Consider the following 17,042-nt stretch of genomic DNA (forward strand, 5'->3'; position numbering starts at 1 on the left):
CTCAGTCTCAGTCTCAGTCTCAGTCTCAGTCTCAGTCTCAGTCTCAGTCTTGATTGTCGGCCCGGCTCCCGGCGCAGGGCACCGCAGAACGGCGGCCCGCTGGCATCGTGCCGAGTGCCCATGGGCGCCATCCGGCCAACCGTTCATTCATGATAAAATCTATAGAAGTTCCAGGGCCCCACCGGATCAAGGTGCCTGCGTGTCCAGCCAGATTGTCACCGGCCCGTCATTCACCAGCGCCACCGACATCTCGGCCCCGAAAGCGCCGGTCTGGGTGGTGATGCCCAGACCCTGAAGGCTCACCACGAAATGCTCATATAGCGCGCGGGCGAGGTCGGGTTTGGCAGCATAGGAAAATCCGGGCCGCGTGCCCCGCGACGTATCCGCGGCAAGGGTGAACTGGCTGACCACCAATGCCGCCCCGCCGGTCTGGGCCAGGCTGAGGTTCATCTTGCCCGCGTCATCCTTGAAAAGCCGCAGCTTCGAGATTTTCAGCGCCAGCGCCTCGCCGGTGGTCTCGGTATCCTCCGGCATGGCACAGACCAGGATCAGCAGACCCGCCTCGATCTGTCCGACCGGTTCGCCCGCGACAGTGACAGAGGCCTGGGTCACCCGTTGCAACAGCGCGCGCATCAGTCCTGCCAGTCGATGATATCGGCGGGCGTGGCCCGTTCCGTGCGAAATCGGTTCGCGGGCGCATCCGCATCCGCGTAGCCAAAGGAAATCGCGCAAAGCACAAGGCGATCTTCGCCGATCCCCAGCAGGTCCTTGACCAGTGGCGCATAGGCCGCGATGGCGGCCTGCGGGATGGTCGCGACCCCCAGGGCCGTCGCTGCAAGGGTAAAGGCGGTGACAAAGCCGCCGGTGTCCATCGCCCCATAGGCCCCAAGTTCGTCCGGGGAATGGATGATCGCCACATGTGGCGCGTCAAAAAGCGCATAGTTGCGCTGCATCTGGGCCATCCGCGCCTTGCGGTCCGACTTCTCGATCCCCAACGCATCATACAACTGGAACCCGCAGGTGCGGCGGCGCTCCGCATAGGCGCCGGAATAGCCCTTGGGCCAGTCCAGGTCGGGCGCAGGTGTTGTGCCTTCGGCTGCGGCCTCGCTCAGCGCGTCGCGAAAACGGTCGGTCGCCGCGCCGCGCGTCACGCTGACTTGCCAGGGCTGGGCATTGCACCAGGACGGCACATGGCGCGCGGCGGTGACGATCTGCTCGATGATCGCATCCGGCACCGGATCGGGGCGGAAGGCGCGGCAGGAATAGCGGGCCTGCAGGATGTCGGTGAATGTATCGTATTGGGTCATTGCTGTGCTGCCAGATATCCGATGATTGCTGCGGCGATCAGGCCAAGAACAACCGCAATCGCGATCTTGATGGCCGAATAGGGGCGTTCGCCCTGGACCCGGCCGGTGCGGCCATTCACCACGAAACGATAGGTCTTGCCCCGGTACTTGTAGGCCGCCAGCCAGACCGGCAGCAGGATGTGCTTGAAGGTCAGATTGCCAAGCTGGGTCTCGATCCCGTGGACACGTTGCCGGTCGCCACCGATGTCAAAGCGCACATCGCGTTCGATCACCCGGTCCATGTGGTCACGTGCCTGCGCGAAACCGTCCTGCAGCGACACGGCATAGGCTTCGGCCCGGAACCCGGCAAGGTATTCGGGCGCATAGGGTTCCAGTGCGGCCAGATCCCAGGGCTCCAGCGCATCGGTATACCGCTTGGGAAGCGAGTTCGAGGCCAGTACCAGCACATCGTCGAAGAACCGTTTGACCCGGCCCGACGCAGGTTGCCAGCGCACCTTGGGGATCTGCTCCTGCACCTTCTTGCCATCGCGCGTGACCGTGCGTGTCTCGTAATAGACCGTGCCGCGCTCACCCCTGTAGGACGATTTCGTATCGGCATCATAGGTCCAGTAGGGCACATAGATGCCCTGCATCCGGCGGCCCTTGCGGGCGTATTCCTGCAGGCCGCCGGGGGCGAACCACAGCCGGCCCAGCCAGGTCGACATGGCGTCGCGGGCTGTCGCCTCGTCCAGTGCAAAGGGCAGCACACCGCGTGGCTTGATCTGGCGGCTGACGCCGGTGTCCACCACCACGGGGGTTGCGCAGAACGGGCATTCGGTGGCGTGGTCCGGCCCTTCGAATTCGACCTGTGCGGCACAGTTCGGACAATTGGTGACGCGAGTTTCCCGCATCTCGCCCGCATCGAGCGCTGCGGCAAACCCGGTTTCCAGATCCAGTTCGGCTATCGGCCTGACCGGCGCGCCGCCCCCGCCAAGGGCCTGTTGGTTGCCACAATGATCGCAGATCAGCCGCCCGGCACCGGGATCATAGCGCAGGTCCGACCCGCAACTGTCACAGGGAAAGCGGTGCTCGGCCTTTGGGGCGGATATCGGGTCGTCTTCCATGCTGGCTCCGGTGCAGTCTTTGCGGCAGGTTAGCGCCGATGCGCGGGGGCTTCCAGACGGTTGCGCAAAAAGGAAGCGATCATAATAAGGTGAACTTGCGATCAATCGTTGTCCGCACGATCCCTTGCACAATCAATGTCAATCGTTCCCATCCGCAGACGTCAGGCCCCAATCCTCGGCCGCATCTCTTACTGCTGAAAAGACCTCATCTGGCGAAACCTGGAACCACTCGCTTCCAAACCCGCCAGTTATGCGCATTTTGGAAAACTTCCGGTGGAGATGGTTTTCGAGGTCTTTTTCTCTATCTGTTCTGAAAATATGCCATAAAATCGGGATGCCCGGCGTGCTGGTTCCGTACTGCTGCAGAATTCGGGTTCTTACGTTACCAATCCCGCTGTATTCATGGCGACCGATCTTGGTGCAGACGTCCCCCAGATGGTCCAGACGGCTGTCTGTGTAGACATATACTGCGCCTGACCCAGCATAGTGCACCTGTGTGTGTCTTGCGCTCTCGGTCCAGCGTGCAAACGTTTTTCTGTTGCCACCATAGCTGATCTCGATCTGTGCCGCGATGTGTAACTCTTCCCGGCTTACCTTCCATTTCTCAAGAGTTTGGTGTCCATCAGGTGTTTCGGTGGCAAGTTGCACGGCTCCCATTTTTGCGAAGCCGTTTTTGACAAGTGTCCAGATCGCTGCATCTCGTATGTCACCGTTCCAGCCGCGATTGGTTTCAAATCGCAACTCAGGACCTATGTGGTCTCTGTACCGGTTTTGAATCTCCTTGATTGTCGTTGGCAACTTACCATCGCAGATATCGTCGATCATCAGTTGCGCAAGCTTTTCTTGGTAAGGCCGCATCCTTCGAACAACGTCGGATTTTCTCATAATCAGCATTTTGGTGTCCGAGAAAGTCATTCAATAATGTCAGTTCAAATAGTGGTGCCGCATAAACATGAAGGCAGGTCCGACCCACAGCTGTCACATGGAAAGCGGTGCTCGGCCTTTGGGGCGGGTATCGGGTCGTCTTCCATGCTGGCTCCGGTGCAGTCTTTGCGGCAGGTTAGCGCCGATGCGCGGGGGCTTCCAGACGGTGTTCACAAAAACCGGTGCAGGGCGCGGGGGGCCATGATGCGCAGGGCATTGTCGCGCAGGCGCAAATGCCGCCAGATGTGAAACCCCGCATGGCCCAGTGCAATCGCGGCCAGCAGGTAGAACTCAAAGATGTGGATCTGCCCGATGATCTCATTGGCGCGTCTCAGGCCCAGCGGCGGGGCGATGGGCAGCACGCCGCCCGCCTTCAGCAGGGTGGCAGAAGTTAGCCCGAGCAGAAACCCCGTGACCGCCACCCCGAACAGGCCCCAGATCAGCGCCCTGTGCATCCATTGATGCATCTTTCGCCCCCAGGGGGGCAGCTTTGGCCCCGGTCGGCTGGCCAGGCCCCGGCGCAGGTAATCCGCCGTCCACCAAAGGCAGACAGTAACAAAGACCAGCGCCAGCGCCGAATGCGCCTGAAAGGCAGTCGGCCCGAAAGGCAGCACATCATCGGGGGTGACAAGGAGGAACCAGATCAGCATCGGCACCATGGCCCAGTGCATCGCTTTCAGCGCGCTGCGCCGTGCGGGCAGGCGGGCGAAAAGGCCGCGCCGCATCGCTCAGGACCACCGAGGTGTTGCGCGGGACAGGAACCCTCGGCGCACAGTGGCAAAAGGGTGCCTATGCCCCGCGTTGCAGCGCAGGCAGGCAGACGCGGATAGCGCCGGAAGGATATGAAGACCTCTGAGCATTCCCGGACATTCACGGCGGAGAGCCGCCAAAAGTTTCGACCGGCGCCACCCGATTGCTGTGGCCCGACAGGGCCAGCCCTTCCCTCGCCCTGTCGTCACCAACGAAAACCGGCGTGCCCGATGGAAAAACCCGCGCCCTGGCGGGTCACCGCAGGAAGGGCACCATGCGGCGCAGCGTGCCGTCGCGGGCCACGTAGTGGTGATAAAGCGCCATGAGCGTATGACCGCTGATCAGGATCACCAGGATGTTCACGGCGATCTCATGCGCTTCTGCCGCCGGCTTGACATGGCCGTACCAGGCGGCTGCGCCGAGGGCAGGCACCAGGATCATGAAGAGATAGAGCGCCCGATGCCCCCAGAGCGCGGCCTTGTCCTGCCAGCTCGGGTTCCCCGCGACCGGCTCGGGTGCGCCGGAAACGAACCGCACCACAAGCCGGATCAGCACCAGCAGGAGGACCGCGCCGCCGATCCAGACGTGCAGCGTGTTGCCCTCGATCCCGGTGGTGCCCGCCTCGATCCGCTTGTCGAGGATACGGCCCATGCCGTCCCCCAAGAACCATGCGGCGGCGATGAGGATGGCGATGAGCCAATGCAGCGCGATCTGAAGGCTGGAGTAGGAGGATTTGGTGGCCATGGCTGTGGTTCCGATGTTTTCCGATACGTGGTCCTGTGTCACAGGCCTGCCCGTCGTCTTTTCCCTCGGCGCGCAGCTGCTGCCTTTGCCCGTCGGCTCAGGGGGCAGGCGGGGGCGGCGGCATCACGGTGAAAAGCTGCGCCAGTTCGGTCACATCCTCGGCCCGTTGCCAGCCGTCCTGGCCTGGTGTCCAGACATGGGTTTCGCGGGTCAGTTTGCCTTCGGTGACCATGCGCCCCATGCGCGCCTTGGAGTAGGGACCACTGGTCTCGCCGCCCTCGGCAATGTGCCAGACGTGTTCCACGGGCGGCGGTGGTGGCGGTGTCATGCCTGCGGGGGCCGCCGCAGCCCCGGCCGGCCGTGCGCCCCATGGTCCGGCACTGGCGGCCGCCTGCTGGCCGATCTGCATGCCCAGACCCGCGCCCAGACCCGCCTGCATCGCATCGCTGGCGCTGCCTTCGCGGCCCAATGCCTCGGCCGCCTGGAACTGCGTATAGCGGTTCAGATCGCCGATCACACCCATGGAGGAGCGCTTGTCCATCACCTCCTCCACCGCGGGGGGGAGCGAGACGTTTTCGATGTAGAGTTCGGGGATGGCCAGCCCGTAGTCGGCGATGGTGGCCGAAATTTCGGTGCTGACCAGCTTGCCCAACTCGCGGGTATTGGCGGCCATGTCCAGCACGGGGATCTTGGACAGGGCGATGGTGCGGGAGAATTCCTGTACGATGATATTGCGGATCTGGAAGCTGATCTCGTCCATGGTGAATTCGCCATCGGTGCCGACAATCTCGGTCAGGAACTTCGCGGGGTCCGACACCTTCACCGAATAGGTGCCGAAGGCGCGCAGGCGGACCGGGCCAAACTCGGGGTCACGCACGATTATCGGGTTCTTGGTACCCCATTTCAGGTCATTGAAACGGGTGGTGTTGACGAAATAAATCTCTGATTTAAATGGGCTTTTAAAGCCGTGATCCCAATGTTGAAGGCTCGTCATGATCGGCATGTTGTTGGTTTCGAGCATGTAGAGACCGGGGGTGAACACATCGGCCAGTTGCCCCTCGTGGACGAAGACAGCGGCCTGTCCCTCGCGCACGGTCAGCTTGGCACCGTACTTGATCTCGTGGCCCTCCCGCTCGAACCGCCAGACCATGGTGTCGCGGGTGTCATCCGTCCAGTGGATGACGTCGATGAATTGCCCTGAGAGGAAGTCGAGAATGCCCATGATGTCAGTCCTTGGATTGGGTGTCAGCGCGAGGATATGGCGCAGGGCCGGGGTTATCAAGGTGCGGGGTGGCCCCGTCCTCTGGCGGAATGGTTAACGGCACTGTTTTGTTAGGCGAATCGGGGCACAACCCGTGCACAGGGCGTACACGATGCGTGCACCGGCAGATGCACTGTCGCCTGTTGCGGGCAAGTGTGAACCCGCCGGGCGGCCTGTTGCGTTAAGAAAGGGTTCCGTTCGACCGCAAAAAGATCGCCTTGAGCAGGGAAAATTGCCGGGGTGCGTCAAGGACGGTCGACCGCCGCCTGCAGGCGCACTGGCAACGTGGATATTGCCACCGGGCATTTTAGTGCTTGCCCTCAAGTTAGCTTGAGCTTGTAGGGTGACGTCAGCCGTGCCCGGGATGCGTAGACAAGGTGTATAACATGAACCTCTCAAATCGAAAATTTGCCATCACCGGTGCAAGTCGTGGGCTGGGTGCGGCACTGGCAATTGAAATGGCCCGGTCCGGGGCGCGGCTTGTCCTTCTGGCCCGAACCAGCGAAGCCCTTCAGGATGTCGCCAGTGCCATCCTTGAAGAGACAGGCCAAGAGGTCGCCACCATGGATTGTGATCTGGCGAACAGCGAAAGCGCGACAGAAGCCGGCGCGAGACTGGCGGCAGAGCACAAAGATCTGGATGGCCTGATTCACAACGGCGCCATGTGGCTGTCGGGACCGATGGAGGAGGTCACTGACATGGACATTCAGGCCTGCATCGCCTCAGCCGCGATTGGTGCGCTTATCCTGACGCGCCACCTGTTGCCGCAGCTGAGGGCAAGAGAACATGCAGATATCCATACCGTGGTGTCGACCAATGGCCTGCCCAATCGGCCGCTTGACGGGGCATCGGTTCCTTTTGCGGCTGCAAAGTCAGCGCAGGCAGGGTTTGTTCACGGTCTGGCGCAGGAGCTTGAGCATACGAATGTCCGGGTGACGTCGGTTTTTCCGGGAGATTTTGAAGACAAATCGCCCCTGGACCCGGATTGGAACGCATTGGCACCGGATCATAGTTTGTGCAGTCGTGAGGTCCTCAAGGCGATCCTCTTCATACTGAACCAGCCGCCCAAAGTCACCATACGGTCATTGGTGATCCAATAGCATCAGCATCGAGACGACTTTGGGAAGCGGCTATGGGGCATTTGAGGCGAAAATCATCTCAAAGCCCAACAAAACAAGAGACGCAGGCCGGGCGCGGCACCACAGCGTCCCGCCTTCAACCTGAAGCATATCACGTCGCCAATGTCCCGAGAGCGCGCAGCGCGGTAGGGTGTTGGCGTTTCAAGTTCAAGGCGGGGCACTAGGGCGTGCAGGCAACGTCCCTATACCGGCCCGCCTGCCATTTCCTCGGCGATTTCCCGTACAATGGGTTGTGCCTCTGCCGCAGTCATCCCGATACTCAGGCGCGGATCGTAAAGCATCTTCAACAACTGCTCATCATGACGGGTCAGCAGCGCGAATTCATCATCGTCATTGAAGATCGACGGGCGCGCGCCGGGGCTGTCATTGGCCAGCCCCATGCCCTGGGCCAGTTCCTCGTGAATGCAGCTGAGCCGCAGCAGATCGGGGTTTTCCGAGCGGATCACCGCGACCGCCGCCGTATAGGTGTTGGCGGAAGGTCCGGCGGCATAGGCGGCGACGGCGCAATAGGTGTCGCGGCGCATGTCGCGCAGGGCGCGCAGGCTGCTGCCGGAAATGCCGGGCAGGCGTTTGGCGATGGCCGCCAGGGTCTCGGCGCGGTCGTCTTCTGACGCGATGACCACCAGAAAGTTGGGCCGCCCGCCTGTAGAGACCGGGTGGCCGGTGACCCGCGACAGCCGCCGGGCATAGCTGTGTACATCTTTCGTGTCGGCCTGCCGTTGGGACGGCGGAACGCTGTCGCCAAAGATCACTTCCATCCGCACCGGTGTCGCCCAGCGGCGCAGGGGGCTGGCCCCGCCGCGGCCCGTAAAGGCACCGTCATATTCGTTGAAGAACGCGATCTGTTCAAAGTTCCGGGCCAGCACGGAGGCGGTAAAGGGCGTGTCGAGGCCACCACCATCCTGGCGCAGCAATCCCTGGCTGAGCTGTGCCACCTGCACCTGGTTGAGATAGCTGCGCAGCGCAGCGCTTTTCTGTGATGTCGGCTGCGCGACCTGGGGCGGGGCGGCGGCGGCAGCCTGCGCGGGGCGAGACTGCGGTTTCAGCGAGGGTTCGACCGGGGCGGCGACATCGCAGGCCAACAGGCTGGCGGACATCGCACCCGCCAGACCCCATTTCAACATCTCGGTTCGGCCCCGCACCGTGATCCTATCCCGGAACGCTGGTGGAGGTGGTGTCGCCCAGACCGGTCTTGCTGGCCTTGGCAGAGGCCAGCGTGTCGCGCAGCCTGGCTTCCATTTCCTTAAGCTCCACCTCGGCTGCGGCGCGTTTGGCTTTGCCGGCGTCGGCGATCTGAAGGCTTTCCTCGATGGTGCCGATCAGGTCGGCGTTCGCCTGTTTGACCGCCTCGATGTCGAACACGCCGCGCTCCATCTCCTCGCGGATGATCTTGTTGCTTTCGCGCAGGTTCTTGGCGTTGGAGGTCAGCAGTTCGTTGGTCAGGTCATTGGCCTCGCGCACCGCGCTTGCGGCCTCGGCAGAGCGCTGGCTGGTCACCGCCTGTGCCAGTTGGGTTTCCCACAGCGGCACGGTGTTGACGAGGGTCGAATTGATCTTGGTCACCAGGCTTTTGTCGTTTTCCTGTACCAGCCGGATCGACGGCAGCGACTGCATGGTCACCTGGCGGGTCAGTTTCAGGTCGTGGACCCGGCGTTCCAGATCGTCGCGGGCGGCGCGCATGTCGCGCAGTTCCTGGGCGACCATCACCTGGTCGTCCACGGGGGCCGCTTTGACCTCCGCTTCCTTTGCCGGGATCACCGTGCTGTCGAGCTCGGCCAGCTTTGCCTCACCGGCAGCGATGTAGAGCGCCAGTTCATCGTAGAACTGAAGCGTCTTTTCATAGAGCATGTCCAGCGACTTGATGTCCTTGAGCAGGGTGTGTTCATGGCTCAGCAGATTGTCGGTGATGCGGTCGATCTGGCTTTGCACCTTTTCGAACTGGGCGGTGAATTTGGCAAAGGGGGCGGCGCGGCCCAACAGTTTTTCCCACCAGCTGCGGTCCCGGCGCACATCAAGTTCAGAGACCGAAAAGCCACGGATCGTGCTGACGATGCTGCGCAGGCTGTCGCCTGCGGGGCCGACGTCCTTGTTGCGCACATCGGCCAGCATCGCCTGGCTGATCTCTTGCAGTTCCGCCTGCGCGGCAGAGCCGAAGGACACGATCGACTGGGTGTCGCTCATGTCGATTTCAGCCATGCGGGATCTGATCTCATCGCCCAGGGGCTTGTCGGCCTTTTCCAACGGCACAACCGCATTGGCGTCAGAAGGTTCGGGCAGGACGAGGGCGGTTACCTCTTCGACCATGTTGCGGGATTGCGTTGCTTTTTCACGAACAGATTCAGACATATACAGGGCTTCCTTGAAAGGTTGGATGAAGGGCGCAGGTCATTTGAGCCTGACCCCTTCACGCGACAGCCGCTCGCGCAGCACATCAATTTCGACGGTCAGGTCGCTGCGGTCGTCCAGCAGCGATTTCTCGGTCCGGGCAGCGAAGTTCTGCTCCAGGTCGGTGAGCAGTGCGAGGTAGTCTTCGCGCGCCTGGCTGTCCTGGGTCCGGGCGTAGATGTCGGCGAATTTCACGGTCGCATCGCGCGCGCCGCGCAGATAAACGCTGAGGTACTTGCGCGCCGCCGTCAGGTCGCGCGGGTCTTCTTCGACTGTGCGGATCAGGGTGCGGGCAGCGCTCTGGAACTGTGCCAGCTGCACCTCTGCCCGGCGGTCGCCCGCGCGGGCGATGGCGTCGGTCATCTGTGCCAGCGTCCTTTCGGCCTCGTCCACCACGCGGGCGACGCGGTCCTGCTGGAAGGTGTCGATGCCTTCCATCCCCTTGGATTTCAGCGGGTCGATGCCGAAGGCGGCCAGGTGCAATGCTGTGGCGCAGAGGCCAAAGAGCAATGTCGCCAGAATATCGGGCAGGCCGCCCTGGTGCGCGGCCACGGCAAGGGCGGTGCCGATGCCGGTTGCGGCCCCGGCAAGGATCTTGCGTGGCAGGGCGGGACGGCGCGCGACCTTGCGTTCGGCAAAGGCGGCCTCGGCACGCAGCCCTTCGCGCAGCAGCCAGGCCCCCAGCGCCAGCGCGGCCGCGCCGATCATGCCCAGGGTCAGGCCGGTCGCACCCCCGCCGAAGCTTGTGGCCAGCAGAACGACGGGTGGCACAAACAGGATGTTGGCGCGCCCGCCCACCGGATCGACCGTGACCCTTGCGCGCGGCGTCGGAGCGGCGGGGCTGCCCGGCGCGTCGTCGGGGCTGTATTTGCCACCAAAGCGTTTGGCCATGGCTAGAGCCCCCCCAGCAGGCCGGATGCCGTGCCGAGCAGCAGCGCGATCAACGCGACATAGGCGACTTTCTGCAAACCGTTGGGTGCCATCACACCATCCTTTGTCGGGCCGAATATTGGCCTGAGGGCGCGGCGGCCCTGATCCACTGCGTTGCTCCAGATTGATGCCAGAATGACAACAATGGCAATGATAACGCCCGCAACAAGCGCCAATAGAAACAATCTGCCCATACCGACCTCACTGCGACGAACATAGGCTGTTTCCCCGGACCTTGCTAGTGCCGCGCCGCGGTGCGGCGTTCGGCGTTGAGCTTGCGGGTATAGCCGGACTGGATCACTTCGACCGCCACCAGGACCACAACCGAGAAATAGAAGGTGGTTTTCGACATCGGCACGACCTCGTATCCGAAGAAACGCAGGGCGAGGTCGGGGTCATGCATGGCGTGGGCGGCAGCCTGACCGGATTCCCCCAGCAGGACAATGCCCACGATCAGCAGGATGAACAGGCCCAGCACCTCGTACATGCGGTTGGTTTCAAGAAATGCGGTGACCCGGTCGGCCAGCAGCAGCATGGCCAGCCCGGACAGGATGATCGCAGTGGCCAGAACGAAAAAGACATCGGTGATCGCCAGCGCCGAAAGCACGGAATCGAATGAGAAAATCAGGTTCATGAAGACGATCAACAGCACGACCTGTGCGGCCGATTTGCCGGGTTTAGCATCCACGTCCGTGCCCAGATGTTCGATTGCCAGCATGTGGCTGATTTCCTTGACGGCGGTGTAGATGATGAAGACGCCGCCGATGATGAAGACCAGCGTGGCAAAGTTGACGCCGCCTGTCAGGACACCGTCCCAGTTCAGCACGAAGAACGGTTCGGCCATGGCGTCAATCAGGCGGATCATAGCAAAAAGCAGCACGATGCGCAGCGCCACCGCGATCACGATGCCCCATTTGCGAACGGCGGCCTGTTGGGCCACGGGCGCGCGCTGGCTTTCGATGGAGATGTAGAGAAGGTTGTCAAAGCCAAGAACGGCCTGCAGGAAGCACAGCACCAGCAGATTGCCGAGGTTTTCGATGGTCAAAAGGTCGGTCATGGCGTCCCCCGTCTTGGTTTTGGTGCTGTCTTAGGGATTTAGCGGGGGGATGTGAATTGCCTGTGACGGGGAATTTTCGCTGTTGGGTTGCAGTTTGGGGCAGACTTTTCAAAAAGTCTGTCCCGATTTTCTCAAAAAAATCGGTTGGCACGATGGCGGACAAGGGCAAGCCTTGCAGAAAAGCCGGTTCGGTTTTGTCGCGAAGTTCGGCTTGGCCGGTTGCGACAGGGGGACAGACTTTTCAAAAAGTCTGGTTCGATTTTTTCAAAAAAATCGGTTGGGGGTTGTGGCAGAGGGCTATCGGCTCAGAAAGACTGGTTTGTCATTGGCGCGAAGATCGGTGAGCCCGGTTGCGACAGGGGGCAGACTTTTCAAAAAGTCTGTCCCGATTTTTTCAAAAAAATCGGTCAGCGCTTCTGCGGACGGTTCGGTTTTTTCCGCTGCGGGCGCTGCACGGTTTTTGGCTTTTTCGCCGCTGTTCCGCTGTCATCCACCAGTTCCAGGCCCAATTGATCGCGCACGATCTTGCGGCGGATTTCTTCGACCTCTCCGGCTTTCAGCTCGCCCAGCTGAAAGGGGCCATAGCTGACCCGGATCAGGCGGTTCACGGCAAGACCCACCGCCTCCATCGCGCGGCGGATTTCGCGGTTCTTGCCCTCGCGCAGTCCCACGGTCAGCCAGGCATTGGCGCCCTGCTGGCGGTCAATGGTTACGGTCATTGGTTGAAAGCGTTCGCCGTCGATGGTCAGCCCGCGCCGCAGCGGTTCCAGCGTCTTGTCGTCGGGGCGGCCGTTCACCCGCGCGCGGTACTTGCGCAGCCAGCCGGTGCTGGGCAGTTCCAGCTTGCGCTTGATGCCTCCGTCATTGGTCAGCAGCAGCAACCCTTCGGAATTGATGTCGAGCCGGCCCACCGACATGACGCGCGGCATGTCCTCGGGCAGGGCGTCATAGATCGTCTGGCGGTCTTTCTCGTCCCGGTCGGTGCTGACCAGACCGACGGGCTTATGATAGAGCCACATGCGCGGCGGTTCGGGGGCCGAGACATCCTTGCCATCCACCGTGATCTGGTCGCTGGCGGTGACGTTCAGGGCGGGTGACATGATCTGCGTGCCGTTCACGCTGACCCGGCCCGCCTCGATCATGCGTTCGGCTTCACGGCGCGAGGCGATGCCTGCGCGGGCAAGCACCTTGGCGATGCGGTCGCCCTTGGGCGGTTCGGATGGCGTTGACGTGTTCATCGCTTCCGCTTAGCGGGTTTGCGTCGCTTGCGAAAGAGCGGCTTTTGCAGCCAAGGTGGGTCATGACGTTTCGCTCTTTCATGGATGTGGCACTGACGGAGGCACGCGCCGCCGCTGCGCGCGGCGAGGTGCCTGTTGGTGCCGTGATCGTGGATGCGGCGGGGCAGGTCGTGGCGCAGGCGGGCAACCGTACCCGCGAATTGCATGACCCGACCGCCCATGCCGAAGTGCTGGCGATCCGCGCGGCCTGTGCAAAGGTCGGGTCGGAGCGGCTGGTGGGTCATGATCTCTATGTCACGCTGGAGCCCTGTGCGATGTGTGCGGCGGCCCTTGCATCGGCACGGATTGCGCGGTTGTACTATGGTGCGTCCGATCCCAAGTCAGGCGGCGTCGCGCAGGGCGCGCGGGTATTTGCGCATCCGCAGTGCCATCATGTACCACAGGTGTACGATGGCATTGATGCCACCGCCGCCGAGAGACTGCTCAAGGCGTTTTTCGCCGGTAAAAGGGAAGGGAACTGAATGGCCGTCAACAAGCAATTGTCGCGCTTCGTGCGCGATGCGCTGTCATCGGGCAAGACGCGGGCTGAGATTTCGCAGGCGCTGACCGACAGCGGGTGGAGCCGCTCGGAAGTTACAGACGCGCTGGATGCCTGGGCCGAGACCATGTTCGCCCCGCCCGTACCGCGCCCGCAGGCGACGCTGTCGGCACGGGATTTCTTCATTTACGCGCTGACTTTCGGGGTGATGATCATAGGCGCAATCCATCTTGTGCAGTTGTTTCACGCGCTGATCGACCTGTGGCTGGATACCGACAGTTACCGGTCGTCCGGCCGCATTCGCTGGTCGATGGCGGTGCTGATCGTGACAACGCCGGTCTATCTTTGGCTGACGGTGCGCGAACGGGGCAAGCTGGCTGATGATCCGGCGCTCTATCGGTCCGCGATCCGGCGCTGGCTGATGTATGTGACGCTGCTTTTGTCCGCGGCGGTGTTGCTGGGCGACGGGATTGCGGTGATCTACGCCTTTCTCAGCGGTGATTTCACCTTGCAGTTCTTCCTCAAGGCGCTGGTGGTCGCTGTGGTCGCCGGGCTGATCTTTCTGTTCTACCTTGCCGACATCCGCAAAGGGGATGCGGCATGAACCGGCTGTTGCTTGTTGCCGTTGTGGCGATTGTCGGCACCGGGCTGATCGCCGGTTTCATGATTGTCGGCGGTCCGGGCCATGCCCGGATGGAGCGGTATGACAGCGAACGCGCCGCCGATCTGCGCAGTCTGGGCGACTATCACCGCTGTGTGCTGGCACAGGAAGACCGCGCAGAGGACAGTGTTTCGCCACCGCAGTGCTCGGGCTATGAACAGGCACCTGACCTGTCCGACCCGGCCACCGGGGAACCTTACCGCTTTGCCCGCCTTGGACCGCAGGCCTTCAAGGTCTGCGCGACTTTCCAGACCTCATCCCAGCAGGAGGCGCGCAACCTGCGCTATTCCTATCTGGCGTTCGAGGGAGACGAGGGCTGTGTCATCTATGGGCAAGGCACCGGCGCGGATGCGCCGGCTGCCACGCTGAAGCAGACTACAGAGTGATTGCCTGCATCACCTGCGGCTCGATCACATCGACACCGGGCAGGCCCCTGGCCAGCGCCCCTGCGTCCTGCTCCAGCAGGGGGAAGGTGCGGTAGTGGCAGGGGATCACCGTCTTGAAATCGAAGTAGCGTTTGGCGGCATAGGCGGCTTCGGCCATGCCCATGGTGAAATGGCCCCCTGCTGACAGGATTCCGATGTCGGGTTTGTAGTAATCCCCGATCCAGTCCATGTCCGCCATGATGCTGGTATCGCCCGAGAAATAGATCACATGGCCTTCGCCTTTCAGGATGAATCCGGTTTCGGCCCCCATGTAGACTGGACCGCTGTCGGTCGCGACCGAGGATGAATGCGATGCGGGCACCATGCTGACGGCAACCTTGCCGCAGGTGATGGTGCCGCCCTTGCCGAAGCCGGTTGTGTTCTCGATCCCTTTTTCCGCGAACCAGCCCATCAGCTCATAAATCCCGGCCATCGGCGCCTGCGTCCGCTTGCTCACCATGTCGAGGTCGCCGGTATGGTCGCCGTGCCCGTGGGTGACCAGAATCTGCGTCGCCCCGGCAAGTGCCGCGTCATATTGCGCCTCTTCGATCATCGGATTGCCCGTCAGCCAGGGGTCGATCAGGATCACCTGATCTTCGATTTCGATGCGAAAGGACCCGTGGCCCAGCCATATGATATTCATGCAATTCTCCTTTTGTCTTCATGTCTGCTTTGTCAGCAAGACTAGCGCGTCGAATGGATTTGGGGAGGTATTTTTGACCTGATGCCGCAGATGCGCAGGCCGCGCCCTTGCGAGGGGCGGGCAGCAAGGGTACATGACCCGCAAAGAGATGGAGAGCGTTCATGTCAATTGACGAGAGCACCGCCGCACGCGTGGCGAAACTGGCCCGGATCAAGGTCGATCCCGAAGCGCTGCCCGCGCTGGCGCAGGATTTCAACGGCATCCTCGGCTTTATCGAACAATTGAGCGAAGTGGACGTGGACGGGGTCGAGCCGATGACATCCGTGACACCCCAGCGCCTGAAGCGCCGCGCGGATGTGGTCGATGACGGGAGCCAGCAGGACGCCGTGCTGAAAAACGCGCCGGATGCGCGCGAGGGGTTCTTTGCGGTGCCGAAGGTGGTTGAATAATGTCTGATCTGAACAAACTGGGACTGGCCGGGGCACGCGACGCCCTGCGCGCGGGTGACACCACTTCGAAGGCCCTGACAGAGGCCTGTCTGGCGGCAATCGACGGGGCAGGGGCGCTGAATGCCTTTGTCCACAACACCCCCGACATCGCGCTGGCGCAGGCCGAGGCGGCGGATACACGTCTGAAAGCAGGCGATGCGCCCGCCATGTGCGGCCTGCCGATCGGGATCAAGGATCTGTTCTGCACCAAGGGTGTGCCGTCGCAGGCGGGCTCGCGCATCCTTCAGGGGTTCCTGCCGCAATACGAAAGCACGGTCAGCCAGAACCTGTTCGACGCGGGTGCGGTCATGCTGGGCAAGCTCAACATGGATGAATTCGCCATGGGCTCGTCCAATGAAACCTCCGTCTATGGCAATGCGGTCAACCCGTGGCGGCGCGGCAATGACGACACGGCCCTGACGCCCGGCGGCTCTTCGGGCGGATCGGCGGCAGCGGTGGCGGCGGACCTTTGCCTTGCCGCAACCGGCACGGACACCGGCGGGTCGATCCGCCAGCCTGCGGCCTTTACCGGCACGGTGGGGATCAAGCCGACCTATGGGCGCTGCTCGCGCTGGGGCATCGTGGCCTTTGCCTCCAGCCTCGATCAGGCCGGTCCGATGACAAAATCCGTGCGTGACGCCGCCATCATGCTTGAGGCGATGTGCGGCCATGATCCCAGGGATTCCACCTCTGCCGATCTGCCGGTGCCGGATTTCGAAGCGGCGCTGACCGGCGACATGCGCGGCAAAAAGATCGGCATCCCCCGCGAATATCGCATGGATGGCATGCCCGAGGAGATTGAAAAGCTCTGGTCCGATGGCATTGCGATGATGAAAGACGCAGGCGCCGAGATCGTTGATATCTCGCTGCCGCATACGAAATACGCGCTGCCCACATATTACGTGATCGCGCCCGCCGAGGCGTCGAGCAACCTCGCGCGTTACGATGGTGTCCGCTATGGCCACCGCGCCGGGCTGGATCAGGGCGACGGCATTACCGAGATGTATGAAAAAACCCGCGCCGAAGGCTTTGGGCCGGAAGTGCAGCGCCGCGTGATGATCGGCACCTATGTGCTCTCTGCGGGCTTTTACGACGCCTATTACAACCGCGCCCGCAAGGTGCGCACACTGATCAAGCGCGACTTCGAACAGGTCTTCGCGCAAGGCATCGACTGCATACTGACACCGGCGACACCTTCCGCCGCCTTCGGTCTTGGAGAGATGACGGATGCCGACCCGGTGGCGATGTATCTCAATGACGTGTTCACGGTGACGGTGAACCTGGCCGGTTTGCCGGGCATCGCGGTGCCGACAGGGCAGGACCGCCAGGGGCTGCCACTGGGCCTGCAACTGATCGGACGGCCCTGGGAAGAGGCCGATTTGCTGTCTTCCGCCTATGCGCTGGAACGCAGCGCGGGGTTTGTGGCCAAGCCGGACAAATGGTGGTAAA

Annotated in this window: 20 protein-coding genes; 6 read left to right on the forward strand and 14 right to left on the reverse strand. The window is 62.2% G+C overall.

What is annotated here, in order from left to right; all coding sequences use genetic code 11:
• Positions 1–186: 186 nt before the first annotated feature.
• The 7 genes from dtd to A8B82_RS06595 all read right to left on the reverse strand — a co-directional run bounded on the left by dtd (position 187) and on the right by A8B82_RS06595 (position 6,050).
• Positions 187–633 carry a D-aminoacyl-tRNA deacylase gene (dtd, locus tag A8B82_RS06565; protein ID WP_067289879.1) on the reverse strand — a complete coding sequence of 149 codons (447 nt, stop codon included), beginning with the start codon at positions 631–633 and terminating at the stop codon, positions 187–189.
• Positions 633–1,307 (reverse strand): nitroreductase, encoded by a 675-nt coding sequence (locus A8B82_RS06570; RefSeq protein ID WP_067289882.1) that lies wholly within the window; start codon positions 1,305–1,307, stop codon positions 633–635. The genes dtd and A8B82_RS06570 overlap by 1 nt, the downstream gene beginning before the upstream one ends.
• Positions 1,304–2,410, reverse strand: coding sequence for a TFIIB-type zinc finger domain-containing protein (locus A8B82_RS06575; RefSeq protein WP_067289884.1), 1,107 nt, complete (start codon positions 2,408–2,410; stop codon positions 1,304–1,306). The genes A8B82_RS06570 and A8B82_RS06575 overlap by 4 nt, the downstream gene beginning before the upstream one ends.
• Before the next feature lie 138 nt (positions 2,411–2,548).
• Positions 2,549–3,304, reverse strand: coding sequence for a GIY-YIG nuclease family protein (locus tag A8B82_RS06580; protein ID WP_161489427.1), 756 nt, complete (start codon positions 3,302–3,304; stop codon positions 2,549–2,551).
• A 200-nt stretch (positions 3,305–3,504) separates the two neighbouring features.
• Positions 3,505–4,059: a cytochrome b/b6 domain-containing protein gene (locus A8B82_RS06585; protein WP_067289887.1), complete on the reverse strand. Its 555-nt coding sequence runs from the start codon at positions 4,057–4,059 to the stop codon at positions 3,505–3,507.
• A gap of 280 nt (positions 4,060–4,339) precedes the next feature.
• On the reverse strand, positions 4,340–4,870 hold the full coding sequence (locus A8B82_RS06590) for a cytochrome b (protein ID WP_235604632.1): 531 nt from the start codon (positions 4,868–4,870) through the stop codon (positions 4,340–4,342).
• A gap of 55 nt (positions 4,871–4,925) precedes the next feature.
• Positions 4,926–6,050, reverse strand: a complete 1,125-nt coding sequence (locus A8B82_RS06595; protein WP_067289891.1) for an SPFH domain-containing protein — start codon at positions 6,048–6,050, stop codon at positions 4,926–4,928.
• Between the two features lie 425 nt (positions 6,051–6,475).
• Here A8B82_RS06595 and A8B82_RS06600 point away from each other — a divergent pair, with 425 nt between their 5' ends.
• Positions 6,476–7,189 carry an SDR family oxidoreductase gene (locus tag A8B82_RS06600; protein WP_067289892.1) on the forward strand — a complete coding sequence of 238 codons (714 nt, stop codon included), beginning with the start codon at positions 6,476–6,478 and terminating at the stop codon, positions 7,187–7,189.
• A gap of 221 nt (positions 7,190–7,410) precedes the next feature.
• Here A8B82_RS06600 and A8B82_RS06605 read toward each other — a convergent pair whose 3' ends face one another.
• The 6 genes from A8B82_RS06605 to A8B82_RS06630 form a co-directional block, all read right to left on the reverse strand.
• Positions 7,411–8,352: a DUF2927 domain-containing protein gene (locus tag A8B82_RS06605; protein WP_443069329.1), complete on the reverse strand. Its 942-nt coding sequence runs from the start codon at positions 8,350–8,352 to the stop codon at positions 7,411–7,413.
• A 25-nt stretch (positions 8,353–8,377) separates the two neighbouring features.
• Positions 8,378–9,574: a toxic anion resistance protein gene (locus A8B82_RS06610; RefSeq protein ID WP_067289894.1), complete on the reverse strand. Its 1,197-nt coding sequence runs from the start codon at positions 9,572–9,574 to the stop codon at positions 8,378–8,380.
• 39 nt (positions 9,575–9,613) lie between these two features.
• Positions 9,614–10,504, reverse strand: a complete 891-nt coding sequence (locus A8B82_RS06615; RefSeq protein WP_067289896.1) for a 5-bromo-4-chloroindolyl phosphate hydrolysis family protein — start codon at positions 10,502–10,504, stop codon at positions 9,614–9,616.
• 2 nt (positions 10,505–10,506) lie between these two features.
• Entirely contained in the window at positions 10,507–10,737 is a 231-nt protein-coding gene (locus tag A8B82_RS06620) for a hypothetical protein (protein WP_067289898.1), read from the reverse strand.
• A 44-nt stretch (positions 10,738–10,781) separates the two neighbouring features.
• Positions 10,782–11,600, reverse strand: coding sequence for a TerC family protein (locus A8B82_RS06625; RefSeq protein ID WP_067289900.1), 819 nt, complete (start codon positions 11,598–11,600; stop codon positions 10,782–10,784).
• Between the two features lie 407 nt (positions 11,601–12,007).
• On the reverse strand, positions 12,008–12,838 hold the full coding sequence (locus A8B82_RS06630) for a pseudouridine synthase (RefSeq protein ID WP_067289902.1): 831 nt from the start codon (positions 12,836–12,838) through the stop codon (positions 12,008–12,010).
• A 62-nt stretch (positions 12,839–12,900) separates the two neighbouring features.
• Between A8B82_RS06630 and A8B82_RS06635 the strand changes: the two genes are divergently transcribed.
• The 3 genes from A8B82_RS06635 to A8B82_RS06645 are packed head-to-tail and all read left to right on the forward strand — an operon-like array spanning position 12,901 to position 14,423.
• Complete coding sequence (locus A8B82_RS06635) at positions 12,901–13,359, forward strand: nucleoside deaminase (RefSeq protein WP_067289903.1); 459 nt, start codon at positions 12,901–12,903, stop codon at positions 13,357–13,359.
• The gene (locus tag A8B82_RS06640) at positions 13,360–13,980 is read left to right on the forward strand and encodes a DUF5671 domain-containing protein (RefSeq protein ID WP_067289906.1); all 621 of its coding nucleotides are present in this window, start codon (positions 13,360–13,362) and stop codon (positions 13,978–13,980) included.
• The gene (locus A8B82_RS06645; RefSeq protein WP_067289909.1) at positions 13,977–14,423 is read left to right on the forward strand and encodes a hypothetical protein; all 447 of its coding nucleotides are present in this window, start codon (positions 13,977–13,979) and stop codon (positions 14,421–14,423) included. Before A8B82_RS06640 ends, A8B82_RS06645 begins: the two co-directional genes overlap by 4 nt.
• Here the strand turns inward: A8B82_RS06645 and A8B82_RS06650 are convergent.
• Positions 14,413–15,105 carry a metal-dependent hydrolase gene (locus A8B82_RS06650; protein WP_067289911.1) on the reverse strand — a complete coding sequence of 231 codons (693 nt, stop codon included), beginning with the start codon at positions 15,103–15,105 and terminating at the stop codon, positions 14,413–14,415. The two genes, A8B82_RS06645 and A8B82_RS06650, sit on opposite strands and share 11 nt — an antisense overlap.
• A 161-nt stretch (positions 15,106–15,266) precedes the next feature.
• Here A8B82_RS06650 and gatC point away from each other — a divergent pair, with 161 nt between their 5' ends.
• A complete protein-coding gene (gene gatC / locus A8B82_RS06655) occupies positions 15,267–15,554 on the forward strand; it encodes an Asp-tRNA(Asn)/Glu-tRNA(Gln) amidotransferase subunit GatC (protein ID WP_067289914.1) in 288 nt (95 codons plus the stop codon).
• Complete coding sequence (gatA, locus tag A8B82_RS06660) at positions 15,554–17,041, forward strand: Asp-tRNA(Asn)/Glu-tRNA(Gln) amidotransferase subunit GatA (protein WP_067289917.1); 1,488 nt, start codon at positions 15,554–15,556, stop codon at positions 17,039–17,041. Before gatC ends, gatA begins: the two co-directional genes overlap by 1 nt.
• Position 17,042: the final 1 nt, after the last annotated feature.

It is taken from the genome of Sulfitobacter sp. EhC04, from assembly GCF_001650875.1.
In the GTDB taxonomy this organism is placed as follows: Bacteria; Pseudomonadota; Alphaproteobacteria; order Rhodobacterales; family Rhodobacteraceae; genus Sulfitobacter.